The organism is Methylophaga sp. UBA4204 (genome assembly GCF_002379485.1).
Classification (GTDB): Bacteria; Pseudomonadota; Gammaproteobacteria; order Nitrosococcales; family Methylophagaceae; genus Methylophaga.
This window is the reverse complement of the sequence record NZ_DFTU01000100.1, coordinates 2297-10382: the sequence shown is the minus strand read 5'-3', so window position 1 is coordinate 10382 and position 8086 is coordinate 2297. Positions and strand designations below refer to the sequence as shown.

At 46.7% G+C, this 8086-nt stretch carries 6 protein-coding genes and 1 pseudogene; all 7 read right to left on the bottom strand.

Features of this window, described 5'->3' with window-relative positions:
• A pseudogene (locus B3182_RS14920) lies at positions 1-450 on the bottom strand (protein glxC); the annotation flags it as partial.
• Between the two features lie 24 nt (positions 451-474).
• Positions 475-1377, bottom strand: a complete 903-nt coding sequence (locus B3182_RS14915; protein WP_292355653.1) for a class II glutamine amidotransferase — start codon at positions 1375-1377, stop codon at positions 475-477.
• Between the two features lie 35 nt (positions 1378-1412).
• A complete protein-coding gene (gene glnT, locus B3182_RS14910) occupies positions 1413-2747 on the bottom strand; it encodes a type III glutamate--ammonia ligase (protein WP_292355651.1) in 1335 nt (444 codons plus the stop codon).
• A gap of 101 nt (positions 2748-2848) precedes the next feature.
• The gene (locus B3182_RS14905) at positions 2849-3514 is read right to left on the bottom strand and encodes a sarcosine oxidase subunit gamma (RefSeq protein WP_292355649.1); all 666 of its coding nucleotides are present in this window, start codon (positions 3512-3514) and stop codon (positions 2849-2851) included.
• Between the two features lie 11 nt (positions 3515-3525).
• Positions 3526-6426, bottom strand: a complete 2901-nt coding sequence (locus B3182_RS14900) for a 2Fe-2S iron-sulfur cluster-binding protein (RefSeq protein ID WP_292753359.1) — start codon at positions 6424-6426, stop codon at positions 3526-3528.
• Positions 6423-6686: a sarcosine oxidase subunit delta gene (locus tag B3182_RS14895; RefSeq protein WP_292355646.1), complete on the bottom strand. Its 264-nt coding sequence runs from the start codon at positions 6684-6686 to the stop codon at positions 6423-6425. Before B3182_RS14895 ends, B3182_RS14900 begins: the two co-directional genes overlap by 4 nt.
• A 15-nt stretch (positions 6687-6701) precedes the next feature.
• On the bottom strand, positions 6702-7943 hold the full coding sequence (locus B3182_RS14890) for an FAD-dependent oxidoreductase (protein ID WP_292355644.1): 1242 nt from the start codon (positions 7941-7943) through the stop codon (positions 6702-6704).
• Positions 7944-8086: the final 143 nt, after the last annotated feature.

The window sequence follows — 8086 nt, the reverse complement described above, 5'->3', positions numbered from 1 at the left end:
ACCGCAAACCACGAGGGTACCGGCCTGTCCCATAAAGCAGCTCATATGACCAACATTGCCTGTTACGACTATGTCCGAGCCTTTCATTGAAATGCCACAGCGTGAACCAGCATCACCTTCTATAACCAACAGCCCACCGATAGATGTAGCCCCTGCAGAAGATGAAGCATTACCTTTAACGCGGACACTGCCAGACATCATGTTCTCTGCTACGCCTTGACCGGCACTACCGTGAACCACGATATCGGCTTCTTTGTTCATGCCCCCACAGTAATAACCGGCATGTCCCTTGATATCGACTCTGAGTTTCTGATCAAGACCTACGGCCAGGTTGTGCTGTCCTTTGGGATTAAGCACTTCCCATTCTGTTTCAGTGCATGCAGCAGCTTGATCATGTAAGGCCTGATTTAAGTCACGCACCGTTTGTTTAGCTAAATCAATAGTTTTCATTGTGTTCCCCTTAAGCACTTCTGGTCAGTTACTGCCACGTTCCCAGGCATAGATAGTTGACGGTTCCGGTTCCCAAACCTTGGCATTTTCAATTCCTGGCAAGGTGGTTAATGCCTGATATTCAGAGGCCATTGCCACATAATCATCAGTTTCTGCAATAACAGCCGGTTTGCAGGCGATAGGATCACGAACGACTGCAAAACCATCTTTGGTGCCGATAGTAAAGGTGTAAAAACCATCTAACTCTTTTAAAGCGTGTTCCAGGGCTTGATGCAAAGAATCACCTTGCTGTAAACGATAGGTCAGAAAACCCGCCGCTACTTCAGTGTCATTCTCGGTATCAAAATGAATACCATTACGTTTCAATTCCTGACGCATACGGTTGTGATTAGATAGAGAACCGTTATGTACCAGACACAGATCCATACCGGTTGAGAATGGATGGCTACCCGCCATAGTCACCGCAGATTCAGTCGCCATACGGGTATGGCCAATGATGTGAGTTCCCTGCATTTTGTCCAGGTTGAACATATTCACGATACGTTCTGGCAGGCCAACTTCTTTAAGGATCTCAATCGAAGTACCAGCACTCATGATCAACACATCAGGATGATTTTCATGCAGATAATTTTCGACAAAGTCAGCATCTGTATTTACTTTGAAAATAGCTACTTTGCTGTTCTTAAACCAATCAACCTTGCTAACCAGTGCTTCTTCAATATCTTTTGCCAACTTTTCCCAGTCATAGTTTTCATCTTCATGACGGAGAGTAAATTTGATACCGGTATCGACGGCATCACCATAAATGGCAAAGCCGGCACTGTCAGGTCCCCGTTCTGTCATTGCAATCATCATTGGGGAAAACAGTTCACCCAAACGACTTTGATACTTATCATTTTTTAAATAAAGACCAACAATTCCACACATTAGATTTCTCCTAAAAATTCCAACTATCGGGATGCTTAATAAAATTCAGCGTAACGATCAATTTCCCAGTCAGAGACATGCCGCATGTATTCCACCCATTCCATGTGTTTCAGTTCCAAAAACTCATTTGCCAGTCCTTCACCCAAAGCACCGCGAACGACGCTGTCTTTTTCAAGGGCCAGCAGTGCTTCATGTAAATTCTGAGGCAAGATATCGATGCCTTTTTCTCTCAGCTCCATCGGGCTGAGATCATAAAGATTGGTGTTGTGACCCTCGCCCGGATCAAGCTCTCTTTCAACACCATCAAGACCTGCAGCGATAATCGCAGCAGTGGTCAGGTAAGGGTTGCACGAACCATCCGGGAGTCGCATTTCAATACGTCCGTAAGGAATGCGAACCATGGTTGAGCGATTGTTATCGCCATAAGTGATGTACGCAGGTGCCCAGGTAGCTCCAGATAAAGAACGACCTACCACCAGACGTTTGTATGAGTTAACGGTGGGTGCTGCCAAAGCGCACAATGCCGGAGCATGTGCCAGCAGACCGGCCATAAAATGATAAGCCAGCTTACTCAGACCATGCCCCGCTGGGTCACTATCATCATGGAACAGGCATTTTTCACCATCACCGATCGAAATATGCAAATGCATGCCATTGCCGGGACGGTTACTGAATGGTTTTGGCATATAGGTACAAATCATGCCCAGTTCATTGGCGATCTCGCTGGCCGCCATCTTGAACATAATGAAGTCATCTGCACTTTTGAGGCAATCTGCGTAGGTATAGTTAATCTCGAACTGGCCATTAGCGTCTTCATGGTCAATTTGATAAACATCCAGACCGACTTCAATCAGCGATTCCGTTAATTTTTCCAGGAAAACACTTTGGCGAGTTATGCCTTTATAGTCGTAGCAAGGCTTTTGTAATGTATCGCTATCTTCAAACGGATGAATATGACCATGCTCATCTTTTTTGAGCAGCGAAAATTCAGGCTCAAGACCGGTAAACATAGTCCAGCCCTTTTCTTCAAGCCGCTTGATCTGGTTTTTCAAGACAACACGAGAATCGAAGTTATACGGTTCACCGTTAACATGTCCGTTACAGATAACGCGCGCATAACCCGGCTGCCATGGAATCAGTGTCAACGTCGACAAATCGCCCATCGCCATGTAATCAGGACCGTTAGGCTGAATACCCATACCGCAGATAGCACCACCAGCAAAACCGGCACCGGTTTTAATGATGTCTTTAAGATGTGCAGAAGGGACCGATTTAACCTTGGCCACACCATGAATATCGACAAACTGTGCTAAAACATATTTGACGTTGTTGTCTTTAATAAATTGTTCTGCCTGTTCTAAAGTTTTCATCACTTTTGCTCCTGGTTATCGGTGATAGGCTCACTTAGGTTTGTTTCTGGCTCGAATTTCATCGCCTGACCTATGGATTAATTTATTCAGCGCCGGATGGTTTAATTACTATTGAAAAACTGGTTGATACCAACCGGTCCGCCGCCTAGCTCTTTAATAATATTCAACAGGGTCTCCCACAAATAAACGCCAAAAGTGCCATCGCACCAGAGACGCACTAGAGATTGACCTGCCACTTCCTGTCTGAGAACAACCACAGAGACACCTGCTATTGAGGTCATCGCCAGTTGATTGTCTGCCAACATTGGCCCGCTCAGATTAATTGCACATACCTGGGCCAGTAGCTCTTCAAGCAACTCACCACTCAAAATAAAAGACGCATCATTACGCAGCACGACATGAACACCGTCGCCACTTTGCAACTGTTCAGTTAATTGTTTGCACTGCTGTACGCCAATCGGGTCTTCCAGCAGAAATTCACTATTACCAAGACGCATGACCAGCGTTGCATCATGACGACTCCAGCTGTTTGCTGAACCGGGTAATTCAATCCCTTTTGCTTTTAAAGAATCAGCTGCTGCAGGGCCTTTGATAGCGAAACGTGTCAGGCAACTGACATCGCAAATGGCCAGTGTTGCAGCATGACGACTTTCCACATCCGGATCGGAATAGCGATTAACAATTGCCATGCCGTTGATAAAACCCATTTCCGGTTTCAGAGACGTCTGGGCAAACGCAACTGGACTTTGTAATACAACATTTTGCATATGCTGGCTCCTTAGCCCTGATTCAAACTTAGAAAAGAGTGCTCAACTACTTCAGCCATTTCGATCCGTCCACTATCCGTGCGAATCGCAAAGCGATGACCAGCCTTGGCTTGTTCTGGCAGGACAAAGGCAAAGCCAATGACCCGATTTACATATTCACTGAAAGAAATACTGGTCACCCGACCGGCAATCTCACCCTTTTCAATTACCAGATTGCATTCCTTGGGCAATTCACCAAAATCCGCATCCAATACAAAGGTCACCAGTTTTTTCTTAACGGGTTTCTTCTGCAGGATTTTCAGGCTGCGTTGACCAATGAAAAAGGCTTTATCCATTGCCACCAGTGATTCAGCATGTGCTTCAAACGGATTCGTTAAACCATCAGTATCGTGACTAATCAGATGATGTCCCATTTCCAAACGCAGCAGACGCTGGGCATCAGTACCAAACGGCCGTAGTCCATAGGTTTTGCCTGCTTCCATAATTTTCTGCCATACATGCAGACCGGCACTCGATGGAACATGAATTTCAAAAGCAAGATCCGAAACAAATGCCACTCGCATCACTATGGCTTTGACACCGGCCACTAAAGCCTCGCGATATGCCCCTTGTGGAAAAGCTTCTTCCAAAAGATCCAGATCAGTCAGTTCACTGAGTATTGAACGGGATGAAGGACCAGCCAATGTCATGGCAGACATCACACCAGTCAGATTCACCAGAGTGACCTGCATGCCCCAAAGCTGCAGATTACGTTGCATTTCACGATATACCGTGGCTGCATTGGAGGAATTGGTCGACACGTAAAACTTGTCTTGATCCAGACGGACTGCTACGCCGTCATCAACAATTACGCCGGCTTCATCAAGTAACATGGCAATACGGCTATTGCCGACTTTCTGACTGGCAAATTTACCGGTATAGAAACGTTCCAGAAACGCAGCAGCATCTTTGCCAAAGACTTCGATTTTGCCCAACGTACTGCCATCAATCATGCCAGCAGATTTACGAACAGCCATCGCTTCCTGTTGCACTGCCTGCTGACTGGTTAAATTAATACCCAGTGGCAGGTAATAAGCAGGTCGCAACCACACACCAGCTTCCATCATCACCGCGCCTTCTTTCACATGCCATTCATGCATGGCTGTATGACGACGTGGATGAAAACCGCGTCCGCCTAAATGACCAATCGGAGTTGGATGGAAAAACGGTCTTGCTGTGGTGGAACCAATTTTTTCAACTGGCAAATCTCGTATGCGAGCCAGAATACGAATAGCATTCATATTGGAATGCTTACCCTGGCTTGGTCCCATACCAACAGTAGTAAAGCGTTTCATTAACTCAATGTTGTCAAAACCTTCCTTGGCAGCATTGATAAAATCTTTTACCTGAATATCTTCATCAAAATCGACAAAGTTTTTGCCTTTTGGATGATTCACAATTGGGTAAGGATGACTGGGCGAGTTACCACGATGTGCCATAACAGCAACGGGATCAGCAGTACTCTTGCCAAGATAGCGTGCAGCTTCAGCACCGGCCCGTTTTCCATCCAGCAACCGTTGCTCAAGTTCAAAGATGCCATTGACTTTACCGGCAGCAAATACCCCTTCTGGCAGCTGATTCGGCACAAACTGCTGAACCGCCTGGTCATAGCGCATCTGAGTACCGGCCTGATAAAGCAAAGCTGCAGCCGGGGCCCAGCCAGCGCTCATCGCAACACCATCACAATTCAATACGACTTGCTGATGCGGGTCAGCCTCGGCAGTAGCCTCATTATAAGGACATACAATAACGGCACTGACACCCAGTTTGTCGGATGAAGGCACTACCTCATAAATACAGCTGCCCAGATGAACAGCGATACCAGCCTGTTTAACCTTTTCAGTCAAATCACCATCGGCACCGGTTTGACGCATATCAATGACGGCAACTATTTCGACTTTGGCTGCAGCCAGATCCAGTGCCGCCCGATAGCCATAATCATTCGCAGTGACCAATACACCTTTTGTAAAGGGTTTAACCGAGTAACGATTCACCAGACGTTGTGCGGCTGAGCTCAGCATCACTCCTGGTAAATCGTTATAACGAAATACTGGAGGTTGTTCAAAAGCACCGCTGGCAACAATTACTGTACCCGCACGAACTTTAGTAATGCCACGTTTTTCAACAATTGGCACCAGATGATCGGTGTAATAACCACCGGCATAGGCATCAGCAATCACCTGAATATTGGCGTGATTGAGTACATTTTCAGTCAATTGTTTTAACAAAGAACCGGAATTCACATCCGCGGCCATATCATAAGTTAGGCTACCGCCAATTTTGAGATTTTCATCCACCAGAATGACCTGACTGCCAGCTTCGGCTGCTTCAAGTGCTGCAGAAAGTCCTGACGCACCCGCCCCGACAACCAGCACATCACAATGTGCATAGCGTTTGGCACGAGTGATTCGTGGATAGTTGAAATTGACTTCACCCAGGCCCGCCGCCTTACGGATCTTGTCTTCCCAGAAGGGGAACATCCATTTAGGTTTATGGAAGGTTTTGTAATAAAAGCCCACTGGCAGAAACGCCGATATCTTATCGATATACCGACCTTTATCTTTTATTACACCACCATCGGTATTGACTGCAGTCAGCTGCATATTATGAGTAACCGGGATCACATCAGCACGGATATTGGTGTCTACACCATCCGTCATCAACGCATTGACATCATGATTGGCAAAACTCAATAAACCACGCGCCCGGTGATATTTGAAACTGCGTCCCAAAACCTTAATATCCGCAGCCCAGAGTGCACTACTAATGGTATCGCCTTCATATGCTTCAATTTGTTGGCCTTCATATTCGAAGGTCAAAGGCATATCACGGTTGATCCATTCATTCTCTTGTTCAGCGATACGCAATGTCATGCCTTATTCTCCTGACCGTAAAGATAGGTCCGGCTGACTTTGTCCGTCAGCGTGTTTCTTTCTGCGATAAACCAGGTTCCGCTCGGACCGTGGTACCACCACTCTTTTTTCAAACCCGGCGCCCCATGCCGGTAATGCACATAACCAGCCCACTCTTTATCACTGCAGGTATCTGGGTCGGGCATCTCTCTGTATTCCCCACCGTAGGTAAATTCACTCACCGGGCGGATGCCATTAACGGGGCATTGAAGTAATTTCATCTTGCTATCCCTAAATTAGTGGCCGACCGAGGCTGCGCCTTTTTCACCGGTCAGCTCATAATCTTCAAATCGTGATAGACGGAATGATTTGATCATATCCGGGGCCATATCTCGGGCGATGGTTTCAGCCATTGTCTTGCCGCTAATGGGAGTGGCTTTAAAGCCCCAGGTACCCCAACCGGCATCAATGTAAAAGCCTTCGACTTCAGTTTTGCCCATGATCGGAGCAAAGTCCGGCGTCAAATCAGCCATCCCAGCCCATTGCCGTACGACTTTCACATTACCGAGGAATGGAAACATATCGGTGATATGCGACGTCAGGCCTTCAACAAAATCCAGTGATGAACGGGTTGAATGAATTTCGTAAGGATCCAGTGATGACCCCATAACCAATTCACCGCGAGAGGACTGGCTGACATAAACATGCAAGCTGCCGGAAACCAGGATAGTGTCTAACCAGGGTTTCATTGGCTCAGTCACACATGCCTGCAGCGGATGAATCACAATGGGTGTTTCAATATCGACCATTTCGCAAATGCGTGGCGTAAAACCAGCGACTGCTGATAACACGCGGTTGGTGCTGATATAACCCTTGTTGGTCTGCACACCAACGACCTTGCCGCTTTTCACATCAATACTGGTCACTTCAGTGCTCTGGAATATTTCCACGCCCATGCGATCAGCTTCCTTTGCATAGCCCCAGGCAACAGCATCGTGACGGGCAACTGAACCTGGTGCGTGATATAACGCGCCAAGAATAGGTGCCTGACCACTGCAGGAAATATCCAGTTGTGGGCATGCTTTTGAAATCTCATCAGGGCCAACCACATAGCTTTCAACGCCTACATGTTTGTTGACTTCTGCACGCCAGCGCATGGTACGCATGGCAGAATCGGTATGCGCCAAAGTGAAATGGCCACGGTTAGAATAAAACAGGTTGAGATCGAGCTCTTCTGAGAGATCTTCAAACAACTTGACACTGGCATTGTAAAAATTGACACCTTCCGGAGTCAGGTAGTTGGAACGAACAATAGTGGTATTGCGTCCGGTATTACCACCACCGATATAACCTTTTTCCAGCACTGCAACATTAGTGATGCCGTGATCTTTAGCCAGATAATAGGCTGCAGCCAGACCATGCCCGCCGCCGCCAATGATGACCGCATCATAGGTTTTTTTCGGTTCAGTACAGTCCCGGAAAAAACGGGGAGCCGGATGTTCTCGACTGACTGCATATTTCAAAAGTCTTAATGGCATTTTTGCCCCTCATTAATATGTTTGCCATTCCATCTACTACCTAATAGGTATAGAGAACTACCACCTTTTAGGTAAACTTTGTTTCACATGATGAAACCATGGGTTCATTTACTCACGTGAGAAATCGGATGTCAACACCTCAA

Excerpts from the sequence above, each read along its gene's own strand:
- B3182_RS14915 (WP_292355653.1), bottom strand. The coding sequence starts at position 1,377 with ATGTGTGGAATTGTTGGTCTTTATTTAAAAAATGATAAGTATCAAAGT.
- glnT (WP_292355651.1), bottom strand. The coding sequence starts at position 2,747 with ATGAAAACTTTAGAACAGGCAGAACAATTTATTAAAGACAACAACGTC.
- B3182_RS14905 (WP_292355649.1), bottom strand. The coding sequence starts at position 3,514 with ATGCAAAATGTTGTATTACAAAGTCCAGTTGCGTTTGCCCAGACGTCT.
- B3182_RS14900 (WP_292753359.1), bottom strand. The coding sequence starts at position 6,426 with ATGACATTGCGTATCGCTGAACAAGAGAATGAATGGATCAACCGTGAT.
- B3182_RS14895 (WP_292355646.1), bottom strand. The coding sequence starts at position 6,686 with ATGAAATTACTTCAATGCCCCGTTAATGGCATCCGCCCGGTGAGTGAA.
- B3182_RS14890 (WP_292355644.1), bottom strand. The coding sequence starts at position 7,943 with ATGCCATTAAGACTTTTGAAATATGCAGTCAGTCGAGAACATCCGGCT.